The sequence below is a fragment of the Ruegeria sp. YTSA105 genome, assembly GCF_059610225.1.
The window spans coordinates 194,840-218,078 of the sequence record NZ_JBXWNE010000004.1 but is presented as its reverse complement, the minus strand read 5'-3'; the positions used below and the strand labels follow the sequence as shown (position 1 = coordinate 218,078).

Here is a 23,239-nt window from a genome sequence, read left to right as displayed (position 1 = left end):
AACATTTGATGGCGAGGCTTAATATACGCTCGGCTTTAGCGCCGTCAGAGGAACGTGCGCAGGTGGTACGGTTTCTCTGGGCCGGCCTGATCAACACGGCGTTTGGCTATAGCGTGTTTGCACTTTTGATTTTTGCGGGCATGCATCCACAGCTTGCGCTTCTGCTTCAGTTTATTTTGGGTGTGATCTGGAATTTTTGTATCCACGCCCGGTTTGTCTTTGGCGTGCAGGGATACCGCCGTTTCCCGCTATATGCGATGTCTTATGTCGTGCTGTATTTTGTGAATGCGCTGCTTTTGCGCGGTTTGATGCAGGTTGGGCTTGATCCCTATTTGGCACAGGCGGTCGCGTTGGGGCCCGTTGTCATATTGTCTTACCTCATGATTTCGCGTGCGCTTGGCCGGGGTCAGGCGATGGATCGGAGGGGCTGAGATGAGCGATGCGAGAATATCAAGCTTTAAGGGCACCACCCCGTCAAGTACGCGCATGGGTGCTATGCTTGGGATCGTGACCGCTGGTCTGGGGCTTGTGTTGCTGATTGCCGGTTTGTTCGGCCGCCTGATGACCTATGATCTGCGCCGGGATGAGCTGATGTTCGTCCCTCCGGCGCGTTTGCTCGGAGAGTGGGAGCTTTATTCGGACTTCTTCTACAATCACGTCCCTTATTCGGCGTGGTATTACCTTGGGTCCGGCATTCTGTTCGATGAGTTTGGCCTGTTGGGGTCCGCTCGGATCGGCCTGTTTCTGGCCTGGCTTGGATTGATCGCGGCGACTGGCTGGGTAACGCTGCGCTTGTCGGGATCACCGGTTCTCGCTGTCTTTTCAATTATCGGCATTGTGACATGCGAGCTGTTTCTGACCGGTGCCGGTATGGCCGCAACCAACAATCTGTTGCCACTGCCATTTGCGGTCATCGGGCTTGGCCTGTTTTTGATCGAGACGTCAAAGCCCGCGCCGCGATTTTTGACGCTGGTCCTATCGGGTGTCGCTTTGTCTATTGCGGCGGGGATGAAGGTCAGTGCGGTACTGTTTATTCCGCCGATTGCTCTTGCCGCATTCTTGTTGCCTGCGGATGTTTCGATGGCACGACGACTGAAAGCCGTGGTTCTGCCGCTGCTGATCGGAGGGTTGAGCGGGGCCTTGCCCCTGTTTGCCTTCCTGCTCGCTGATCCGGGCGTCTTTCTGGCGCATGTCTTGGGGTTTCACACCGGACCACATGTCGCCTATTGGGAGGCCAACGCCGCAACAGAACCGGGGCTGGCCCTGGGATTGTCGGGCAAGTTGATGCTGGCCCATTCGGCATGGGTGGCCGGAGTGGGCCTAGTGATGGTTATGGCCATTCTGTCCGTGCTTTGGATTATCCTGCGTGGTGGTGCGCGTGTCGACGAAATGCAGCCCTCGCAACTGCGGCATGGTGGTGTTGTTCTGGCGATCATTATCCTGACTGCCTCAATGGCTTTTGTCCCAACGCCCGGTTTTCCGCAATATTATATCCAGCCTCTGGTCTGTCTGCCTCTGCTGCTCGCGGTTCTGTTTCGTCGGCTTGACCCGCCACGGCGGCACGAGGCAGTGCCTGTGCTTGCGGCAGGTATTGTCTTGATGGTCATCCTGGGACTCCCGCGTATCGGGATGGGCCTGGTCTCGCTGACAGAGCCTTCGAAGTTCACCTCGGCCCGCTTTGCCGGTTCCGGTGCTGTCCTTCGGGATGCGGTGGCAGGCAGTACACTGCCTGATGGTCCGGTCGCGACTTTGCTGCCGATCTATGCGCTTGAGGCGGGCCTGAGCGTTTATCCAGAATTTGCAACGGGGCCATTCGCTTACCGAATTGCACCCTTCACGGATCCGGAACTTGCCGGCAAATATGTGATGGCAGGCGCCGAAGACTTACCGGCCCTGTTTGCAGATAACCCGCCTTCGGCTTTCCTGCTTGGATACGATTCCGTTCTGGAAGCCCCATTGTTGAGCTATGCGCGGGCAAACAACTACCGCCCAGTCGAATTATCAGGTCTGAACAACCGCTACGGCCAAGGTGTGGTATACTTGAAAGCTGCAGGGGCTGAACAATGACCAGTGCCTACGCGACTCAACCTGCCTATATTTTTCCTGGGCGGGACCATTCACATGACCATCAATTCTATTGATCGAATAAAGGAAGGATAGACAATGAAAACGGTACTTCTGGCTGGTGGACTAGGCTCGCGTCTGGCCGAAGAAACGGTTTCCATTCCCAAGCCCATGGTTGAAGTGGGCGGGCGTCCGATCATCGCACGCGTGATGGATATCTACAGCCATTTCGGGCATCGTGATTTTGTTGTGGCTGCCGGGTACAAAGCATTGCTGCTGAAGCAGTTCTTTGCCAATTATCACCTGATCGCCAACAATATATCGGTATCGTTGGACACTGGGGAATTGCAACTGGTCCCTTCTGCTCCGGGCGGGTGGAATGTGTCAGTGGTCGACACCGGTGCGCATACCATGACCAGTGGTCGTATCCGTCGGCTCAAGGATTGGCTGACTCCTGATGAGCCGTTCATGTGCACCTATTCGGACGGCGTAGGAAATATCGACATCAATGCACTGATTGATTTCCACAAATCACACGGCAAGCTGGCGACCGTAACTGCGGTTCAGCCCCCGGCGCGGTTTGGTAACATCGAGCTCAAGGGCGACAGGGTTGACGCCTTCACAGAAAAGGTCCGCAATCGCGAAACCTGGATCAATGGCGGCTTCTTCGTCTTCGAGCCGGGTGTCTTGGACTATATGGTTGATGACAATGAGCCGCTGGAACAGACCCCGCTGACCCAGATGGCCCGCGACGGAGAGTTGATGGCCTATCGCCACGATGGGTTCTGGCATCCGATGGATACTCTGCGCGACAGGAATACGCTGGACGGTCTGTGCGAAGGTGAAACGCCGCCCTGGCTTAATTTCAACGAAGGTTCGGGCAAGAGCTACCCAGCTCTGGCGATATGAGGTGAACCGTGAGCGGGCAGGTCAATTCTCAGTTTGATGGCGTTTTTGCCGGCCGCCGTGTTCTTGTGACCGGGCATACCGGATTCAAGGGCGGGTGGATTTGTGCATGGCTGAGGCGTCTGGGGGCAGAGGTGACAGGCTTGTCACTGCCTCCCGAACAGGGGCATTCATTCTTTGATGCCTGTTCTGTTGACGGGCTGACCGACAGTCGGATTGCGGATATCCGCAATCGTCAGGCGGTGCTGGATACACTGTCAGGCGTGGACGCTGAAATCGTGTTCCACATGGCCGCCCAACCCTTGGTGCGCCGGTCTTACAGGGATCCTGCCGAAACCTTTGCGACCAATGTATCTGGAACGGCCCATGTTCTGGATGCCGCTTTGGGGATGCGCTCACTGAAGGCGGTGGTCGTTGTCACCAGTGACAAATGTTACGACAACAAGGAATGGACCTGGGGTTATCGCGAAAACGATCCGATGGGCGGCAGGGACCCGTATAGCGCCTCGAAAGGCTGTACCGAGCTTGTGGCGCAATCTTATGGTCATTCCTTCTTTTCATCAGCGGACGGGCCGCAACTGGCAACAGTCCGGGCCGGGAATGTGTTCGGAGGGGGCGACTGGGGCGAAGATCGGCTTATCCCCGACGTGATCCGCGCATCCGAGGCGGGCGAACCGGTGGTTATCCGCAGCCCGCTCAGCGTGCGCCCCTGGCAGCATGTTCTTGAACCGCTGTCGGGCTATCTGGCCTTGGCCGCGCGAATGTATCGGGATGGGCAAAGCTTTGCTGGCGCCTGGAATTTTGGCCCTGATGTGTCGGGGACGGTGGATGTCCGGCAGTTGGCAACCTTGATGCAGGATGCCTGGGGCGACGGAGCGCCACAGTTTTCGATGGCGTCTGCTGAACAGACATCTGCCGCGCCGCATGAGGCAGGTATTCTTCGACTGGACAGCACTAAGGCGCAAACGGGATTGGGTTGGCGTCCGCAACTGACATTGCCCGAAGCCGTTCGCCTGACAGTAGACTGGTACAAGGCCCATGCCGCCGGTGCGGAGATGGGTGGGATCACAAACAATCAGATCGGGTTCTACAGTGACCTGATGTCTTCACGGGATTTCGACCGGGCTCCGGTCGCCGCGCAATAGCGGGTTATTGAGGAGAAAAGAATAATGCGAGTGAATTACGGTCAAACCGTGCATGGCCAGGAAGAGATCGACGCGGTTGTCGAAGTTCTGAAAACGTCCACCCAGATGGGCCCCAAAGTGCGCGAGATGCAGGAAAAAGTGGCTGCTTTGTTTTCCAAACGCCACGGCATCATGGTGAACTCGGGGTCATCGGCGAACTATCTCGCGGTCGAGATTCTGGACTTGCCAAAGGGCAGCGAAGTTATCACTCCGGCCCTGACTTTTGCCACGACGGTTGCTCCGCTTGTCCGTCAGGGCCTGATCCCGACCTTTGTGGATGCCGCGGTCGGGACCTATAATATCGACGTAGACGCGATCGAACGCATGATTACGCCAAATACATCTGCCGTCATGATCCCGTCACTGATCGGAAACCTGCCAGATTGGCGCCGTATCCGCGAGCTGGCCGATGCGCATGGTCTGAAGGTAATTGAAGACAGCGCTGACACGCTGGGCGCAACCATCGACGGTACAAGCACGGGCGTCTATTCCGACGTCTCTACCACCAGCTTTTACGGCAGCCACGTCATCAATGGCGCCGGGAATGGCGGCATGTTGTGCGTGAATGACGAAGAGCTTGGCCGCAAGGCGCTTTTGCTGAGGTCCTGGGGGCGGTCGTCCTCGCTGTTTGTGGAATCCGAGGCCATCGAGAACCGGTTCAACGTCAAACTGGATGGGATCGAGTATGATGCCAAATTTCTGTTCGAGGATCTTGGCTATAACGTTGAACCTTCGGAAATCAGCGCGGCATTCGGGTTGGTGCAGCTGAGCAAACTGGACAACAACATCCGCGTGCGCGAAGAGGCCTTCGCTGCTCATCGCGCCTTTTTTGCCCGCTATGAAGACTGGTTCATCCTGCCTGAACAACTGCCGAACTCGCGCACCGGGTGGCTGGCCTTCCCGCTGACATTGCGCGAAGGTGCCCCATTCACACGGCGCGAGATGCAGATATTCCTTGAGACTTCGGACATTCAAACTCGGCCCGTCTTTACCGGAAACATTCTGCGTCAGCCTGCCATGAAGCAAGTAGAATACCGAGCAGATCCCGCGGGCTATCCCAATTCCGATGCGGTTATGCGCGGGGGTATCCTGCTGGCTTGTCACCATGGTCTGATACAAGCGCAAATCGATTATATGCATGCAAAATTTGAAGAATTTGCATTGAAATTCCAAGGAGCACTGGTCTGATGAACGATCAAAGCATCAATACGTCTGTTCGCACGACCTGCCGGACCTGCCGGTCTACCAACCTTATGCTTGTGCTGCCGATGGGCGATCACCCGCCCGCCAATATGTTCGCACGGCCCGAGCAAAAGGATGTTCCGCAACCGGCTTTCCCGCTGAATACTCAGGCCTGTCTGGATTGTGGCTTGATCCAGGTTGCAGATCAGGTGCCTGCTGATTTCTTTACGGACTATCTTTATGTCCCGTCCGGTGCGGCAACAATGCACACGCATTTCGCCGAACTCGCCTCGGTCGCGGTAGAGCGTGCGCAAGGTGGGCTGATCATTGATATCGGTTGTAATGACGGGCTGATGCTGTCCCATGCCAACGATCAGGGCGGGCGCACATTGGGCATCGACCCGGCGGCCAACCTTGCCAAGATCGCAGGTGAACGGGGCGTCCGGGTCCATGTCGACTTTTTCAACCGCGCCACCGCACAGCAGATTCGCGAAACCGAAGGGCCGGCCAGCGTCATCACGACGACCAATACCTTCAACCATATAGACGATCTGCACGGCTTTACCGAAGGTGTTCTGGACCTGTTGACAGATGACGGCGTCTTCATCATCGAAGTGCCTTGGGGCAAGATGATCCTCGAGACCAACGAGTTCGACAATGTTTATCACGAACATGTCTCTGAACTGAGCCTTCTGTCCGTCGTCAAACTGGGCCAGTCCGTTGGGCTTGATGTAGTGGATGTCACAAAACTGCCGGTTCATGGCGGTTCGATGCGCGTGTTCATGCAACCCGCCGCGCTGAACAAAACCCCGGCGCCGATTGTTGCTGATATGCTGGCTGACGAAGATGCCGCGGGCATGACCAACAAAGAGGCATACGAAGCATTTGCCGAGCGTGTTCACGCGATGCAGGAAAGCCTTGTTTCCATGCTGGCCGAGCTTAAGGCATCTGGCAAAACGATTGCTGGCTACGGTGCGCCCGCTAAGGGTAACACGTTGCTGAACTATTTTGATATCGGCACGGAAACTCTGGATTTTCTGGTTGACCGGAACACGTTGAAACAGGGCCTGTATTCGCCGGGCAAGCTTATTCCTGTATTGGCCCCCGAAGCGGTCATGGAACGCAGACCTGATTACCTGCTGGTTTTGGCCTGGAATTTCTTTGACGAAATCCGCGAGCAGATGGCTGATTTCGAAGCCGCTGGCGGCAAGTTCATCGTGCCTTTGCCAATGCCAGTAGTTATTCCCTGAAGGGAAAACAATGACGCGCGTACTGATCACCGGAGCCAGCGGATTCATCGGCTCTCATCTGGCTCGGGCCTGTTTGGCCCGGGGCGATGAGGTCGCTGTGCTTACGCGGCCGGGTTCCTCTCTGGACCGTTTGCAAGGTGCTTCGGGAATCCGCTTTTTCACCGATGGGTATTCGGATGTTGCCGCGATCAAACGCGTCGCGAATGCGTTCCGACCCCAGGTAGTTCTGCACACCGCCGCGCAGACAAAATTTGCCGAGACTGATGACCTGGCAGATCTGAATGCCAGTATTTTGCAAAATCTCTCGACGCTGGTTGCGATCCTGTCGGCTTTGGCCATCTGTGATCAGCCGCCCAATGCGTTTGTGCGCACCGGATCCATTGCGGAATATGGTGATATCAAGCTGCCCTATGTCGAAACTTCGCGAGAGAACCCGCGAAATTCCTATGGCGCCTCTCTGGTGGCCGGAACGCACTATATTGAAATGGCTCAGCCCCGGCTGCCGTTCAAGGCTGTTACGGCTCGGTTGGCGCTGACCTATGGTCCCGGACAGTCAGAAGACTTCTTCATACCCCATGCCATTGGCCGCCTGTTGCGGAAAGCCCCGGTTTTCCTTCATCGTCCACATGATCGGCGTGATCTGATACATATTGACGACATAGTCGAAGCGCTGCTTCTGATTGCTGACGCGCCGGACAAGGCGGGGTCGGTCATTAATGTTGTCACCGGCGATGCTCCGGATATGGCCGCGGTCGCAAGAGAGTTGCAGGTGTTGACCGGAGCAGCTCCGGATATGGTTTCCTCTGCGCCGCCGAAGGATGACCCGATATTGTTGGTTTCGGATCCTTCACAGATGGCGGAACGTTATGGCTGGTCGGCAAAAATCGCTTTGCGTGAAGGCCTTGAAAGGACGGTTCAATGGACAAAACAGTCACAACAAGCGGAGATGAACGCGTGACTTTGGTTTCAATCCTGATCCCCGCTTTGAACGAAGAAGATAACGTTCGCACGGCCTATGAACGTGTGACCAAGGTGTTTGACGATCTGCCCTCTTATGAGCCCGAGATCATTTTCACTGACAACCATTCCACGGATCGTACATTTGAAATCCTGTCGGATATTGCTGCTGCTGATCCCCGTGTCCGGGTTATCCGGTTTGCCCGCAATATGGGATATCAGTCATCAGTTCTGACGGCCTATCGATCCGCAAACGGGGCCTGTTCGATCCAACTGGATTGCGACATGCAGGACCCGCCCGAGCTGATCCCGCAGATGCTGGATACCTGGCGGCAGGGATATCACGTGGTTTACGGCATTCGCCGTAGCCTGCCGGACGGCCCCATCGTCGCTGCCGCGCGGCGCGGCTTTTATGCGTTGATCGACATGATCAGCAATGATGATTTGCCGAGAAATGCGGGCGAGTTTCGGCTGACTGACCGGCGTATTCTGGACGAGCTGCGCCGGGTCGATGATCGCTCTCCTTATGTTCGCGGGTTAATCAGTGGGATGGGTTTCCGCCAGATCGGCTTTGAATATGATCGCAATGCGCGCACCGCTGGCGAGTCGAAATTTCCGTTTCGGGCCATGCTGTCGCTTGCTGTCGACGGGTTGATCAACCACTCGCTTCTGCCCTTGCGCCTTGCCTCGATGATCAGTCTGACGGTTGGCACAGGGACGTTTTTGCTGATGATCGGATATGTGATCGGCAAGCTGTTCTTTGGCCAGAACTGGCCGGGCGGTTTTGCCACGACCACCATCCTGTTGCTGCTGTCTATGACCTTGAATGCGATGTTCCTGGGAATAATGGGCGAATATATTGGGCGGATTTTCCTGCAGTCCAAAGACTTGAACCGACCCATTGTCGAACAAGAGTTGAACCGTCCGGAAACTCTGGATCTGGTACAGCAAGCTGATCGTGTAAAAAGCGCCGCTGAGTGAAAAATGAAACTATTATTGGTGCAAGCTGGGTTCGGAGCAGGCGGTGCGGAAAAGATCGCCGCAATGATCGCCGCGCATCGGATCTCGGCCGGGGACGAGGTTCACGTCGCCGGGATGGCGACAGAGGATTCTGGTTCCTACTTCGCCTATCCTGAGTGCGCGCATTTGCACATGATTCAGCCGCTAAAGATTTCGCGGCGACTGACGCAGGCACGGCGCTACTTGCATATTCGCAAGGTCATCCGGGCTGTGCGTCCCGATCTGATCATCTCGTTTCTGACCAAGGTGAATGTGCTGACCATGTTGGCCGCGCGTGGAACCGGGGTGCCGGTTGTAATTTCCGAGCGGAACAATCCACTGGTCCAAAGCGGAAATCCCATGTGGCTGAAAGCGGTGAACAGGCTTGCGCGGGGGGCGTCCGGAATTGTCATGCAGACCGAACGTGCGCGTTTGGATTTGCCTGCGGACCTGATCCCAAAGGCCAGTGTAATCCCCAATCCATGTGCTCCGCTGGGGGGGATCCACATCGGGTCCGGACAGACCCGGCTTGTGGCTGTCGGGCGTTTGGATCGTCAAAAGGGGTTCGATATGCTGCTGCGGGCAATGCCCGAAGTGCTGCGCGACAACCCAGACATCCGGTTGACGATCTTTGGCGAGGGCCCAGAGCGCGACGCGTTGGAACAGCAGATCTCTGCTGCGAATTTATCGGATGTAGTATCATTGCCCGGCGCCAGCCCAAAACCCGGAGACTGGATGCAAGACGCGGATATTCTTGTATTCCCGTCTCGCTTTGAAGGGTTCCCGAATGTAGTTGCCGAGGCCACGGTCACAGGTCTGCCGGTCATATCGTTCGATTGCGCCTATGGGCCACGGGAATTGATCCGCGACAGGGAAAACGGATTGCTTGTTCCGGCCGAGGATGTTGCCGGTCTGACCAAGGCGATTTTCAGCCTGTCAAAGGATGATGCCTTACTGCATAAAATGCGTCAGAATGCGCGCCATAACAGGGAATGGCTGGAACCGCAGCACGTCCTGTCGGACTGGGATTCTTTGATTGCCAATGTGCAAATCGGAGTTGCTGCCAAAGCCGGCACGGCTAAAGGTCTGACAGAACTTCTGTAAGCTGGTCTAAGCTGGTGACCGTGGCATATGCGGTATGCTGGGTACTGGGTGGAATAGGATCATGAACCGCTCCGGGCCGGAGGATTTGAACCGTCCGCCAGCCTCGGGCATTCGGGGTGATAAAATCCTTGGCCGGATTGTCCGCGACATAGACCATTCTGCGCGGGTTTTGCGCGGCCAATTCCATCTCTTCATAGGCGCGGGGATGCGGTTTCCCGTAGCCATCCGGCCAGGCGCCGGTCGGGCGGATATGCGCAATAAAGCGGTCCAGATCCAGCGCGGCGATCTTGTTGCGCTGCATCTTTTCGGGCCCGTCGGTGATCAACCCCATCGGCTGATCTGCGTTTGTCAAAAACCGCTCGGCGTCTTCGCACAGCGAAATGAGGGGCGGGTGTGATCGGTATTTGCTGATCAGGTCCTGTATGAAAGAATCGGTCGCATCAAGGCCGGTCTGCGCGCAAGCCACATTGAATATGCGTCGTCTTTCCCCCGCATTGTACGCGGCCTGACAGTGTTGCCCGAACCCTTCAGCGCCGGTTTTTTCGTGGACCCAACCGTTCAGCCAGTTATAGCCGCTAAAGGCAAAATCTCGCTCCAGATACAGGGTGTCGTCCAGATCAAATACCAGCATCAGCCCTGATACACCGCACTGTCATATCGCATCATTTTCACACCATCGCGCCAGTTGTTATTGGCGGTTGACGGTAATTCGGCAACCTCTTCCAAAAGCCACTGTGCGAACTGTGCGCCCGCATGATCGGCCAGAGGGTAGCCACCCCCGAAACGCGCATTGATCTCAAGCACTGCGGGGCCATGTTCTGGGTCATCGATGATCTGAAAACAGGCGACACCGCGCAGATCGGGCAGGGCCTGTGCAATGCCTTCGGCGATGGTTTGCAGATCATTGCGTCGCCTGGTTTCACCCTTTTCAACCTCACCGGCGCGGATCTGTATGCGCAGATGCGGGATCACCGTGCAGAGCTGACCCGAGGCATCGACAAACATGTTGATTGTGTATTCCGGTCCGTTCAGCTTGTCCTGAAAGATCATCGGTTCGGGGAATTCAGAGGGGACATCAGCGAGGGTTTCGAATACGTCCAGCCCCCGGCTTGCACTGCCGCCACTTGGCTTTGCAAAGATGGGCCAACTGATGTCCTGTGGCCGCTCTAGCAATTCCTGATGATCCAATGTGCGCGGAACTGGAACCCCGGCTTCGGACAGTTTCTGGATTGTCAGGCGCTTGTCCCGGACAACCTCGATCACGTTCACCGGCGAGACATGGACTCGCGCGCCCAGATTGGCAAAGGCGGGTGCGGCCTGTGCCAGGGGCATCAGTTCCGGGTCGATTGTGGGGATCACCAAGCTGACCCCGTGTTGACGCACAATCTCAAGGATCGAGGTTGCATAATCGGGGCTGTCACATCGCGGCACGGCGGCGGCGTGATCGGCCAGTGCACAGGCCGCGCTTTCATCTGGGTTCAGGTCGCAGGCGATGATGGTCAGATCTATATCCAGACGATCCGCAGCCGCCCTGAAGCATTGCAGCAGGCCAACACGGCGACCCGCCGACGTAATCAGGATTGCCAGACATTTTCGCGCCATCGGAAACTCACCAATTCATAAACAATTATACGTGCTTAACCTAGCACAGGGTGTCTTGCCCTGTGAACGGGGTAGGGGTGAGTTTGCCTCAATATTGTTTTGAGTTGCGGCAATCCGACAGTGCGGACCCTGCCAGAGATATGCAGCAGTGCGGTTCAATGAAAATCCCGGCTTGGAAACAGCCGCTTTGCCTGATCCCGTGGGTGCATTGCCCTGGCAGGATAGCGGGATTTCTTCGGTGTATCATCAGTGCGGGACCCTTCGGTGCTTAGGACCTCTGGTTGCGGGTGCCCCAATTCGGAAAGCTTATGTGACATGTCCTGAACGTCCTGGGCGATCAGGTGCACGATAATCCCTTCACGCTGCAGATACCCTGTGATCCGCAGCAGGCGCCCGCCCATCACGGCCCGGCGGAAACGCTCATAAACCTTGGGCCAGACCACCACATTGCTGACCCCGGTTTCATCCTCTAGCGTCAGGAAAATTATGCCCGACGCCGTGCCCGGCCGCTGACGGGTGATAACCAGACCACAAACGCTGTGCCGCCCCAGGGGCACCTCTAGCAAGGCGACATGTGTGGTCAGCCCTGACAGAGAGGGGCGCAGCAGTTCCATCGGGTGGGCCCGCAGGGTCAGGCGGGTGGCAACATAATCCTCGACCACCTCTTCGCCCAGCTGCATGGCGGGCAGGTTGACCGGGGGTTCGTGAACCGTTTCCCCGTCAATCGGATCATTGAACAAGGGCAGAGGTTTGGGGCTTTGAATGGCTTTGACCTGCCAGAGTGCATCGCGCCGGGTCAGCCCCATATCGGAAAAAGCGTCTGCCTCGGCCAGGCGCGTTAGTACATCAGGCCGCAGCCCCGCACGCAGCCACAGCGCCTCTGGATCCTGATAGCCATTGCCGCGGGCGGCCTCAATCCAGCCGGCGTCTTCTTCCCTGAACCCCTTGATCTGGCGGAATCCCAGCCGCAGCGCCAGCGCGCCATCGGGGCGGCGTTCCAGTATATTGTCCCACTCGGAATGATTGACGCAGATAGGGCGGATTTCGACCCCATGCTCGCGGGCGTCGCGCACGATCTGAGCGGGCGCGTAAAACCCCATGGGTTGAGAGTTCAAAAGCGCGCAGGCAAAGATCGCCGGGTGATGGCGTTTCAGCCAGGCCGAGACATAGGCAAGCATGGCAAAGGCCGCCGCATGGCTTTCCGGGAACCCGTAATCGGCAAAGCCTTCGATCTGGGAAAAACACTGCTCAGCTACTTTGATGTCATAGCCGTTGCCCAGCATCCCATTGATGAATTTATCCCGGAATGTGCCGATTGTGCCCATTCGCCGGAACGTAGCCAATGAGCGGCGCAGATGGTCGGCCTCTTCCGCCGTGAATCCGGCCCCGACCACGGCAATCTGCATGGCCTGTTCCTGAAACAGGGGGACGCCCAATGTGCGCGCTGTCACCTGTTCCAGTTTCGGGCCAAAGGGTTCGGGGTTTTCCAGCCCATTGCGTCGCCGGATATAGGGCTTCACCATATCCCCTTGAATGGGGCCAGGGCGCACAATGGCAACTTCGATTATCAGGTCATAAAGCTCGCGGGGGCGCATCCGGGGCAGGAAATTCATCTGCGCCCGACTTTCGACCTGAAAGACGCCGATCGCATCCGCCCGGCAGAGCATGTCATATGTGGCGGTGTCGTCCTGAGGCACCTTGGCGATGCTCAGGGTCTGGCCTTCATGCTGTTGCAGCAGGCCAAAGGATTTGCGCAGACAACTGAGCATACCAAGCCCCAGCACATCGACTTTCAGGATGTTCAGAGCATCAATATCATCTTTGTCCCAGCAGATGACGGTGCGGTTTTCCATTGCGGCATTTTCAATCGGGCAAAGCTCGTCCAGGCGTCCTTTGGTGATCACAAAACCACCAACATGCTGGGACAGATGGCGGGGAAAGCCGATGATTTCGCCAATCAGATGAATGGTTTGCATGAGGCGCCGGTCGCTGAGGTCCAGCCCCAGCTCGCGAATACGGTCCAGATCAACGCCGCCATTGCTCATGCCCCAGATCTGGCTCGACAGCCCAGCGGTCACATCCTGCGACAGCCCCATGACCTTGCCCACCTCGCGAATGGCTGCACGGGTGCGGAAATGGATGACAGTTGCGCAAAGACCAGCACGTTCGCGGCCATATTTCTCGTAAATCCACTGGATCACCTCCTCACGCCGCTCATGCTCGAAATCGACATCAATATCCGGCGGCTCGCCCCGGTATCTGGACACGAATCGCTCAAAGACCATGGCGATCTGGTCGGGGCTGACATCCGTGATGCCCAAGAGGTAACAGAGCACCGAATTGGCCGCGGACCCGCGCCCCTGACACAGAATGCCCTGCGACCGGGCATATTGTACGATGTCATGTACAGTCAGGAAATAAGCGGGAAACTGCAGATCCGCGACCACCGCCAGTTCCTTGCGCATCAGCCCGACCACCGTGTCGGGCGGCCCTTCGGGGTACCGGCGCTGCAACCCTTCGTGTGCCAGACGTTCCAGACGCGTTTGCGGATGTTCCCCGCTTGCAATCTCATCGGGGTATTCATACGAAAGCTCCGCCAGATCAAAGCTGCACCTGTCGGCAATCTCCATCGTGCGCCGCAAGGCGCTGGGGTGATGGCGGAACAGCCGGACCAGATCCTGGCCGGATTTGAGGCGGCGTTCGGCATTGGGGAATGCGCGGGTGCCGATCTGATCAATCGTGATGTTTTCACGCATGCAGGTCAGGATATCGGCCAGTTGCTTGCGGTGGGCGCGGTGCATCAGAACATCCCCGACCGCCACCATGGGGGCGCAGCTTTTCTGGGCCAGTTGGGCGCATTCGGCCAGATAGGCCTGATCGCTGCCGTCATAGCGCGGAACAGCGCCCAGAAAAACATGATTGGGAAAGCGCCGTCGCACGGACTGAATATCTGATGCGGCCTCTGACAGGGTGGTCTGGGGCAGGGCGATCAGGATCATGCCCTTGCAGGCCGTCAGCATGTCTTGCGTATAGAGCTCGCAATCGCCCTTATCTGTACGCCGTTTGCCCAGAGTCAGCAGGCGGGCCAAGCGTTTGTAGGCTGCCAGATCACAGGGCAACGCCACCCAATCTACCGCACTGTCGCGCAGCAGCAGCCGGCAGCCGGTAATCAGTTTAGGCAGAACAGTGCAGTCCGGTTTCGCAAGCGCCTGCCTGTGGCCAACCTCCTGCCGGGAAGAGGCATCAACACGATGTTCGGATCTGATTTGAAGGGGCTGTTTGGTCTGCCGCTTAAGCTCTCGCAGTGCCGACCATGCGCGCACAACCCCTGCCAATGAATTGTGATCCGTGATGGCTATTGCCGACAATCCCAGCTCGGCGGCGCGCAGGACAAGCTCTTCGGGGTGGGAGGCCCCGGTCAGAAAGGTGAAATTCGTGGTGACGCACAGTTCGGCATACCCCAGCCCCTGTGCATGGGGTTTTGGCATGTGGCGATGCAGGGCGTCTATCGGGCGGTTTGCGGCGATCATGCGAACTCTCCCTGTACAAACCAGCCCGGATTCTGAGGCGTGTAAAACAGCCAGAGCCTGCGCCCCTGCGTGGTTTCCACTCGCCAGTAATCCCGCAGACCGGACCGCCAGCTTTCATCCTGATGCCACCACTCGGGCGCGATGCGTTCGGGGCCCGTGGCATGGCCGGTTGTCAGGGACATACGTCTCCAGCGGAACCGCGCGGGCGGATGCGGGCCGGTTGCCGCAATAGGTTCGGGTGGAAACAGGTAGAGCGGGCGTGGGTTCAGGATGCTCCAGCCGCTGGAGGGGTTGGAATAGGCGGCGGCCGCGATGATGAAACTGTGTTCGGGAATATGGCTGTCCGCAGGTAGGAAACGCTGTATGTTTTCAAGCCCGACCCGGGTGCCCAGCCGGGTGATCAGGTCATCCAGCCGGCTCTTGCTGTGGTCCGACACATGGCTGATTTGTTGTACTGGCAGCGCTTCAACCCCGGTGGCCTCCAACCGCATTTGATCAATGCCAAAACCGGCATCTATTTCCCCCAAACCGCGTTCGAACAAAGACAGGATACGCTGAGGATCGCGCAGAGGTCGGGCCAGACGCAGTTCAACCTGCTGGCAGTCCTGGTCCACCCGACGCAATGTCATGCAAAGTTTCCGGGCGCCCATCTCTTGCGCCTTCAGCTTGGTGCAGAGCTGGGCCAACAGCCGTTCGGTACCAGCCATCACGTCCGACAGTAATCCGATGGAGTCCGGCAGGGTCATGCGCACCGCGTAATGGGGGGGATCGGACAGCGGCGTGATTGCTTCGGGTTGCGCGCCCAGAGCCTGATCCAGCCTGAGCAGCAGACCGGGACCAAAACGCCGTGTCAGCGGTGCGCGCGGTGCTGCCGCCAATGTACCAATTTTGCGCAGGCCCATGCGCTGTAAGGCGACCGAGGTCTTCTCATCCAGACGCAAGGCCGCCACCGGCAGCGACTTTAGGGCCGTCAGCATATTGCCAGAGGCTGCGACCCCCTCGTTATAACGGGCAAGCGCCCAAGCCGCACCGCGCGTATCCCCCAACCCGATCTGCACCCAGAGCCCTGCGCGCGCAAACCGTCCGCGCATATCAGCCAACATCGCCTCTTCGCCGCCAAAGAGATGGGCTGACCCGGTGACGTCAAGCACCAGCCCATCCTCGCCTTCCATCCCCACCCAGGGGCAATAGCGCGTTGCCCAGCGACGCAGGATGTGCAGGAAACGCATATCGGCCTGAGGATCGGCTGTGCAGCTTTGCAAAGCGGGGCAAAAGGCGCGCGCATCCGCATAGGACATGCCCTGATGCAGCCCCTGTTCCGCAGCCTGAGCGTTCAGACAATAAATACGATTGGCATTCTGTTGTTTGAGCGTCAGGACAAAGGGCCCATTCACCAGGCGTCGACGCAGAACCCGGTCGCTTGCCAACCGAGGAAACCACAATGAAACGACGCGACGCTGCATTCCATCGAACATGCCAGATACCAATATGTTCTTGATTTGTTCTTTTTATGCTTCCGCTTTTACAGAGTCGAGTCTTTTGGATCAAACGCCGGCAGATAGTGCCACCGGGATCAAGTTGTTTCGGCTTCGAAGGGAAAGGCGGCCCTTTTAGGCATCAAACCGCGGCAGCCATTACTCGGACTCTCATTCCTGTCGCAAAAATCTTCGGATCTTGAAAAAAGACAGGGCCGGTCCAAAGACCGGCCCTGCGACTGTTCATATGTATCGGTATTAGTTTGACGCGGCGTTCAGCTTTTCGTTCTGTTCACGCAGCGTGTCCGAAATGATCGCGTACCATTCGCCGGATTCACGCATTTCGTTCAGGCCCTTGTTGACCATAGCGATGTATTCGCGTGCAAACGGGTTGGTGCGGTGCGCAAGGAAGCTCATCGAGGACAGCGTGGAAACATAGGGGTTTTCTACGATATCTTCCGAGGTCAGGCCCATGTCCTTCATGGTTGCAGCGAAAAGATCGACTTCGAACGCGGCCACATCGGCTGAGCCGGTCAAAACGGCATCCAGACACTCGCGGGCCGAGCTGGGGTGAACCAACGTCAGGTTCTCGGAATTCAAGCCGACTTCTTCAAGTACAACCATGCTCCAGCCGTCCATACGGCACAGGGTTGCACCTTTGAGGTCTTCGAAGGCCGTCGCTTGTGAGTATTCGCTTTCCGGCAGAGTGAAGAAGCCGCCGACGATGTCATAGACCGGAACCGAAGCAACAAACTCGTTGCACCGGGATTCAGTCGCTGCAGACCACTCATAGGTGTGGTTTGTACAATCTGGAACTGTCCAGGCGATCGAGATGTCGAATGCGCCGAGCGGCAAGAGAGTTTCCAAATGCGAAGTCCAGTCGTCGACAAAGCTGACCGAGAAATCACGGCTGTTGCCGGCACGCTGAAGACTTGTGGTCGCCAGGCGGGTCATGATCCCACCACCACTCAGACTTTCGGTCGTGAATGGCTCCCATCCGTTACCCGCTACCAGCTTGATTGGCGGGGCGTAGACGTTCGAACGTTTCACACTGGCCGCACGCTTTTCTTCTGCTGCGATCAGTTCCTGTGCTGACTGGCCATTCGGCAGACTACCGTCTTCACAGGGCAGGGACAGAACCAATCCAGGCGCCAGCGCGTTTGGGTTGGTGATGATGTTGCGGTTGGCGTTGAAGATCGGCTGATAGTTCGAGGTGCCATAAGCCGCGATGGCGATGGTCGCCATCGTGTCACCATCCGCGACGGTATAGTTGCTACAGGCTTCCTGTGCTGCGGCAGCTCCGGCGCTCAGGGCGGTGACGGCGGTGGCCGAAATCACGACTTTCTTCAGGTTAAATTTATACATGTCCACTTCCTCCAGACTTTTTTGAGTTTAGGCCAATAAGGGCCTTAGCCATTTTCCATTTGATAACGCAGAGCGGTTGAGACGATGTCGCGCCACTCTCCTGATTGCTGCATGATCGCCAGACCCTGATTAAGCGTTTCAAGGATCGCTTCTCCATCAGGATTATCCTTGTGAGTCATGATGTTAAGAGACTTGATCGCTGCCAAGTTGGGGTTTTCTACAATGCGATGCTCGTAACCCAGCCGACCGATTGCCTCGACGGCCAGATGGGCCTCAATTGCGGCGATGTCGGCGGTTCCATCCATCAATGCATGGAAACATTCATCCGGCGAAACCGGGCGCAGTATCGTGATCGCGGGCTCGTACAGCCCCACCGCATCCATATGCGACAGAGACCAGCCCTCGGGTCGGCAGATGGTTGCACCGGCAAAATCCGCATATGTCAGGGTCTCTTCATAGCCCGAACCTTCGCGAGCAAAGAACGTGTCCACAACTTCATAGAACGGGTTTGAGAAATTGTAGGTTTCACAACGTGAACGGTCATTTTCAGACAGTGCATCTGCGTCGTCACAATCTGGACGCGACCACGGGAAGGTTGCGTCAAATGCCAGCGTCGGCATCAACAGATCCAGATGTGAAGACCAGTCATTGACGAACTGGATCTTGTAGGACTGTTCCGGCGCTGCGCGCAACATCGCGGTTTCAACAAGATTTGTATATAGACCACGATGCGGCAGAGCTTCATCCGTGAACGGGGAATAGTTGCCGCCAGTGATCAAAATCAACTGACGGTCCCGGATTTCAGGACGTTCACCGGTACCTGCATTGCGGATTAGGGCAGCACCTTCAGCACGCGCGGCCTCGATCTCATCCTTGGCCGCAGCCTTGGCGGCGATGACCGCCTCTGCTTTGGCTTCGGCCACGCGGGACTCGGCTTCGGCGATAGCTTTGGCAGCGCGATCTTCCGCAGCCTTGACAAGTTCGGCGGCCATTTCGGCGGCCATTGCTTCGGCCTCTGTCTGCGGCACGGCAGCCGCGCGCCCGATATCTTCCAAACACGGCAGGGTCAAAACGTCGCCGACGCGGATGACATTGGGATTATTTCCGATTACATCGCGGTTTGCCTCGAAGATGATCCGAAAATCTTCGGTCGAATAGACTGCGATGGTCAGTTCCCGCAGGCTGTCGCCTCGCTGGATTTCATAGGTTGAGCATGCTTCTTGTGCCGAAGCAGCGCCCGTCGCGGCAGCTAGTGCCAGGCTGGATATGATCAGATGGAGTTTCATTGGTCCGGTTGCTTTGCCTCTAGTCGTTTCTTCTGAGTTTGATGACGCCAATCGACGTATTGTCTTGATCCGGGTCGTTCCTGGTTCTCAGTGCCCGCAACAGCGCATCCGCAATATCTTGAGCCAGCGCATCTTCGTTTTCCTCAAGAATTGCCTGAATTTCTGTGTTGCTCAGATATTGCAGCCCATCACTTCCCACGATCAGCACATCCGCGGTGCTAAGACCCAATGGTTCTTCCGGGCAATCGACCTTGGGAATTGCGGCGCCCATTATCACCGAAGTCAGTTGGTTTCGGTCGGGGTGAGACGACGCCTGGTCTGGCGTAAGGGTACCTGCAGCAACCTGAGCATCAATCATCGGAGCCATCGAATGGTCTTCGTTGATTTGGCTGAGGGTACGGTCGCGATAGAGATAAAGGGGGCTGTCGCCAATCGAAATCCAGAAGACGCGCTTTTCCAGCAGCAAAACTCCCAACATGGTTGATCCCATGTTGAAATCTTCACCCTGCTCCTCGCAGTAAGTCGAAATCGCGGCATTTGCCTGCATGGCTGCCAAGGGTAAGGCGTCGATCAGCGCAGTCTCAGCCGGAGCGTCTGCTTCAAGTTCGGTATCCAGTGCATCGCGCCAGGCTTTGACTACCAGTTCAGATGCCACTTCTCCTGCCGCATGCCCACCCATTCCGTCCGCGACGATGACATAGCCCGCATCCGCCGCGTCGAACATACGCGACGCGACCGCGTCTTCCTGCGTGTCGCGCTGACCCTGATCCAGGATCAGCGCAAGATCATATGCCGGGGTCGCCAGCATCAATTAAGCATCCCGCCAATCAAAGCCGTCATCGCAGAAGGCTGCAAAACGGATTGAGGTTTCACTGATCCGGATAAGATCGCCAGTGGAGAGTGGAACCGTGCTGAGAACGGGTTTGCCGTTCAGGCGCACCAGATTGGCCTTGCCGCCATGGCCCAAATAGCATTTGCGGTCTTCCGGGTCATAGGCAATTACCGCATGGTTGCTGCGGGAAATCCCAGTGTCGCCAAAGTCCAGCTGGATCGCCTGATCATCATTACGCCCAATCTGCATCAGGCCTTCTGTCAACGTAACGCTGGAACCGCGGCCGGGGCCGGAAGTTACAACAAGCCATCCCACCGGGAATGTCGCCTGCGCGGCCTCGGTCTTGGCCATAGCCACCGGCTCGGCCGATTCCATCAGGTCCTGAACATGCGTATCCGCGCGCTCGAAGCCCAGGAAGGTGGTTTTCACACGGCTGCGTCTGTCTTCTTTTGCCGCAGGAGCAGGCTGAGGTTGTACCTCGACCTCTTGGGCAGAAGGCGCTTCTGGTTCCGGATCAACTGTCTCGACGACTACGTCTACGACCGGTTCTTCCATCGCCATTTCAGGCGCGGGATCTTCAATCGTGGCTGTCAGTTCTTCGGTTGACACATGCAGTGTCACAACCGGTTCGTCGTCCTTTGGGTCGGCATCAACTGTAACCTCGGTGGCGCTTTGCACTTCGGCGACCACTTCCTCGACGATAATCTCATCGGCAGTGGCTTGTTCTGCTTCGGAGAACTCCGGCATCTTGTCTTCGGGTAATAGTTCTTCGCTTTCATCGTAGCTATCAGCGGTAGTGTTGCCGCCTGCCAGTGCATTACGAAGTGCGTTGAAATCCGCAATCGGTTCAGCGTTATCAGACTCAGGTGCCGCGACCTCCTCGGTTTCGGTCTCTTGAGGTTTGCCGGCACCTTCGAGAAGCCGGCTAAGGGGGCTTTTATATTTAAACATGGTGTCGACACCTTTGTTTCTTGGCACAGGATCTACGTCCCATGGGGCTGCTACTCACCTCTGCACGTTCGGTACACAGGCACTGATGATTGGGAACAAAAAACTCATTTACCTTCTGCGACGGGCCGGTCCCCGTCAGAGTGATGGCTTTCGCTTCACTCTCAGCAAACACACACAGGCAGATCACAATCAGACCGGATCATTACTCCTGTACCAGGGGCATAACCGCACCCGTTTCAGTACCGTTGCGCAGAACTGTAAAGCGGGCTTCAGACTGGTTTTCAGAAACAAGGAGCTGCAAAAGCGCGTCCAGCCCTTCAGGGTTGGTAATGTTCTGACCGGTATGATTTTCCGAGATCAGTACATCGCCTTTGCGCAGGCTACCTGCTGCGGGCGCGTCTGGTGCAGTGTCAACAACAGTTGCCCAGCCGTTTCCATTGCTGTTTCTGATAGTGAACACATAACCATTCTCGAGACCCAACATGCGAATGGCGGGCAGGGCCAGCAATCCGTTCTGCGCACGGGTTTTTCCGAGTTCCCGATAACGGGCAGTGATGCGGATATACCCATCCGGATCGACCTTCAGGTCATCCAAAATCTGGGCGGCAAAACTTGCATCTGCCTGGACCGGCACTCCGTTCAGAGTATAAATCGACGCCCCATGCTGCACCCATTCTCCGATCACGGAAGTATCCAGCGTGGGGTCAATGCCGGTCACGACAACGACGCTGCCAGTCGAGGCGCGGCGTTTCGAGGTCTGGAACGGTATTTCCACATCCCAATGAGAATACGCAATCTGCGTTTCTGCCGGTTGGCCAGCAGCAGCGCTGATTTCTACCGGGTCAGCAGCAACTGGGGCTGTCTCGACAGGTAGCGCTTCGGCGTTTTGCGCCGTGAGGGTATCCGTCTGCTCAACAGGTTCTACGCTTGCGACTTCTTGTTCTGGTGCTTCAGCTTCCGCAGCGGCCGGTTCTGCCGTTTCCACGACCTCTTCCGCAGCGGCCGGTGCCGCCGTTTCCACGGCTTCTTCCGGCTGTTCCGAGGCTGGTGCCTCTGTCTCGGTCACTTGGACCGGCGCTGCTGTCGGTTCGGGGGTTTCTTCGCTGCCACTGAACAAAACGAATCCGCCTGCAGCCAAGGCAACCACCACCGCAGCAGCGCCTGCGATGACTTTACCGCTGCCGCCTGATCCGTTCTTGACGATCGTATCGACCGCAACCGCGGCCTCTTCTTTTTGTGCAAACTTGGCCAGATCGCCCTCAAACTTATCCTCATTACCCAGGGCAATGTCAGGGTTCCCAGCCAACAAGGCAGTCACCACCGCCTCGGCATTTTCACTTTCGGCTTTGATCCGGGCTTGCTCTTCGACTTCGTCCTTACGGTCCATCGCTACGATGACCGAGACCGGACGATAGGCGAACGAGTCAAACATGACGCCGGGACCACGGAACATCCGCAGCCAATCCAGGGCCGTTTGCAGACGATCTGTTGCGTGAACTTCCATCGCTTTGTCGATCGCTTCAAGGAACCCATCGGGATAGTCGCTGTACTGACCTGCGAGGGGCGTATAGGGATCATCCTGGCCATTGTTGAAGGCATTCAGTCGGGTTTGCCCGTCGATCGGACGTTCGCCACTGATGGCGTGATAAAGCGTCGCCGCGAGAACATAGAGGTCGCTGCTGGGTCCCTGATCTGCGCCGCGTACATAGAATTCGTGCGGGGAATAGCCGTCTTTGATAACCCGCAAAGTCAACAGGGCAGCTGATTGATTGGCTGCCTGTTCCCGCGCGGCACCAAAGTCGATGAGGACCGGGTCTCCGTTTTGGTCAATCAGAATATTGTCCGGTGAGATATCGCGATGCAGCATTCCGCTTTGGTGGATGAACGAAACGGCCGACAGCATTTTCTCGGTGACTTGGACTATGAAATCCGGGCCAGCGTCGTTTTCGGGGTTCTCGGAATAATCCAGAAGATCGCAACCCCGGATCAGGTCCATAGCGATATACGCCGTGTCGTTGTCTTCAAAGACCTGATGTACGTCAACGATATTGGGATGAACCAGTCGGGCGTGATTGCGCGCTTCCTGAATGAACAGGTCGATGATCGCGCGCAGATCTTCTTTGTGGTCGGGATTGATGGGTTCAACCGCGTCACCATTCCGACGGCACAGAGCGCCCGGATAGCACTCTTTGATCACGACATCGCGCTCTAGGCTGTCGCGGGCCAGGTAGGTAATCCCAAACCCGCCATTGCTGAGGAAACGAAGAATCTCATACTGCCCGCGCAACAGCTTTGCGCCAGGTTCAAGTCCTTCAATCTTAGGTTCGTCGTGCGTTGCACCGACAGCCTGGTTATGGCTCATTTCATTCCGCCCGTTCTAATCGTTTTGCGGCAAAAAACCTGGGCAAATAGCCCGCAAACACACAACCAAAAACAACCGCAGGACACTCAAGTCGGTTAGACGATTCAAATTTGACTTTATTGGGGCCGCCTGATGGCTTCACTAAGGATCGTTTTTGCGATTGATCTATATGTAGTGTATACATGGCAAT

General features: G+C 56.9%; 18 protein-coding genes. 9 read left to right on the top strand and 9 right to left on the bottom strand.

Features of this window, described 5'->3' with window-relative positions; translation table 11 throughout:
* Positions 1-62 precede the first annotated feature (62 nt).
* The 9 genes from AC2FH2_RS07800 (at position 63) to AC2FH2_RS07760 (ending at position 9,646) form a co-directional block, all read left to right on the top strand.
* Positions 63-431: a GtrA family protein gene (locus AC2FH2_RS07800; RefSeq protein ID WP_496710013.1), complete on the top strand. Its 369-nt coding sequence runs from the start codon at positions 63-65 to the stop codon at positions 429-431.
* Position 432: 1 nt separating this feature from the next.
* Positions 433-2,067 carry a glycosyltransferase family protein gene (locus AC2FH2_RS07795; protein WP_496823260.1) on the top strand — a complete coding sequence of 545 codons (1,635 nt, stop codon included), beginning with the start codon at positions 433-435 and terminating at the stop codon, positions 2,065-2,067.
* Positions 2,068-2,163: 96 nt separating this feature from the next.
* Entirely contained in the window at positions 2,164-2,973 is an 810-nt protein-coding gene (rfbF, locus tag AC2FH2_RS07790) for a glucose-1-phosphate cytidylyltransferase (protein WP_142636222.1), read from the top strand.
* A gap of 8 nt (positions 2,974-2,981) precedes the next feature.
* Positions 2,982-4,115, top strand: a complete 1,134-nt coding sequence (rfbG, locus tag AC2FH2_RS07785) for a CDP-glucose 4,6-dehydratase (protein ID WP_496701901.1) — start codon at positions 2,982-2,984, stop codon at positions 4,113-4,115.
* A gap of 24 nt (positions 4,116-4,139) precedes the next feature.
* Complete coding sequence (locus AC2FH2_RS07780) at positions 4,140-5,342, top strand: DegT/DnrJ/EryC1/StrS family aminotransferase (protein ID WP_142636227.1); 1,203 nt, start codon at positions 4,140-4,142, stop codon at positions 5,340-5,342.
* On the top strand, positions 5,342-6,586 hold the full coding sequence (locus AC2FH2_RS07775; RefSeq protein ID WP_271948813.1) for a class I SAM-dependent methyltransferase: 1,245 nt from the start codon (positions 5,342-5,344) through the stop codon (positions 6,584-6,586). Before AC2FH2_RS07780 ends, AC2FH2_RS07775 begins: the two co-directional genes overlap by 1 nt.
* Positions 6,587-6,596: 10 nt before the next feature.
* Positions 6,597-7,544 carry an NAD-dependent epimerase/dehydratase family protein gene (locus tag AC2FH2_RS07770; protein ID WP_496693743.1) on the top strand — a complete coding sequence of 316 codons (948 nt, stop codon included), beginning with the start codon at positions 6,597-6,599 and terminating at the stop codon, positions 7,542-7,544.
* Positions 7,505-8,524 (top strand): glycosyltransferase family 2 protein, encoded by a 1,020-nt coding sequence (locus tag AC2FH2_RS07765; protein WP_185956666.1) that lies wholly within the window; start codon positions 7,505-7,507, stop codon positions 8,522-8,524. Before AC2FH2_RS07770 ends, AC2FH2_RS07765 begins: the two co-directional genes overlap by 40 nt.
* Positions 8,525-8,527: 3 nt before the next feature.
* Positions 8,528-9,646 carry a glycosyltransferase family 4 protein gene (locus tag AC2FH2_RS07760; protein WP_142636233.1) on the top strand — a complete coding sequence of 373 codons (1,119 nt, stop codon included), beginning with the start codon at positions 8,528-8,530 and terminating at the stop codon, positions 9,644-9,646.
* On the opposite strand, the gene AC2FH2_RS07755 is transcribed toward AC2FH2_RS07760, so the two are convergent.
* The 9 genes from AC2FH2_RS07755 to AC2FH2_RS07715 all read right to left on the bottom strand — a co-directional run bounded on the left by AC2FH2_RS07755 (position 9,621) and on the right by AC2FH2_RS07715 (position 23,049).
* Entirely contained in the window at positions 9,621-10,277 is a 657-nt protein-coding gene (locus AC2FH2_RS07755) for an HAD family hydrolase (protein ID WP_496823259.1), read from the bottom strand. The genes AC2FH2_RS07760 and AC2FH2_RS07755 overlap by 26 nt on opposite strands.
* Positions 10,277-11,248: an ATP-grasp domain-containing protein gene (locus tag AC2FH2_RS07750; RefSeq protein ID WP_496823258.1), complete on the bottom strand. Its 972-nt coding sequence runs from the start codon at positions 11,246-11,248 to the stop codon at positions 10,277-10,279. The genes AC2FH2_RS07755 and AC2FH2_RS07750 overlap by 1 nt, the downstream gene beginning before the upstream one ends.
* A 155-nt stretch (positions 11,249-11,403) precedes the next feature.
* On the bottom strand, positions 11,404-14,778 hold the full coding sequence (locus AC2FH2_RS07745) for an error-prone DNA polymerase (RefSeq protein ID WP_496823257.1): 3,375 nt from the start codon (positions 14,776-14,778) through the stop codon (positions 11,404-11,406).
* Positions 14,775-16,253 (bottom strand): Y-family DNA polymerase, encoded by a 1,479-nt coding sequence (locus AC2FH2_RS07740; protein ID WP_142636239.1) that lies wholly within the window; start codon positions 16,251-16,253, stop codon positions 14,775-14,777. The genes AC2FH2_RS07745 and AC2FH2_RS07740 overlap by 4 nt, the downstream gene beginning before the upstream one ends.
* Positions 16,254-16,511: 258 nt before the next feature.
* Entirely contained in the window at positions 16,512-17,618 is a 1,107-nt protein-coding gene (locus tag AC2FH2_RS07735; protein WP_271948822.1) for a transporter substrate-binding domain-containing protein, read from the bottom strand.
* 44 nt (positions 17,619-17,662) lie between these two features.
* The gene (locus tag AC2FH2_RS07730; protein WP_496689359.1) at positions 17,663-18,904 is read right to left on the bottom strand and encodes a peptidoglycan-binding protein LysM; all 1,242 of its coding nucleotides are present in this window, start codon (positions 18,902-18,904) and stop codon (positions 17,663-17,665) included.
* A gap of 19 nt (positions 18,905-18,923) precedes the next feature.
* Positions 18,924-19,712 (bottom strand): PP2C family protein-serine/threonine phosphatase, encoded by a 789-nt coding sequence (locus AC2FH2_RS07725; protein ID WP_281995081.1) that lies wholly within the window; start codon positions 19,710-19,712, stop codon positions 18,924-18,926.
* Positions 19,713-19,715: 3 nt separating this feature from the next.
* Positions 19,716-20,687 (bottom strand): FHA domain-containing protein, encoded by a 972-nt coding sequence (locus AC2FH2_RS07720; RefSeq protein WP_281995082.1) that lies wholly within the window; start codon positions 20,685-20,687, stop codon positions 19,716-19,718.
* Positions 20,688-20,889: 202 nt separating this feature from the next.
* A complete protein-coding gene (locus AC2FH2_RS07715) occupies positions 20,890-23,049 on the bottom strand; it encodes a serine/threonine protein kinase (RefSeq protein ID WP_496823256.1) in 2,160 nt (719 codons plus the stop codon).
* Positions 23,050-23,239 lie beyond the last annotated feature (190 nt).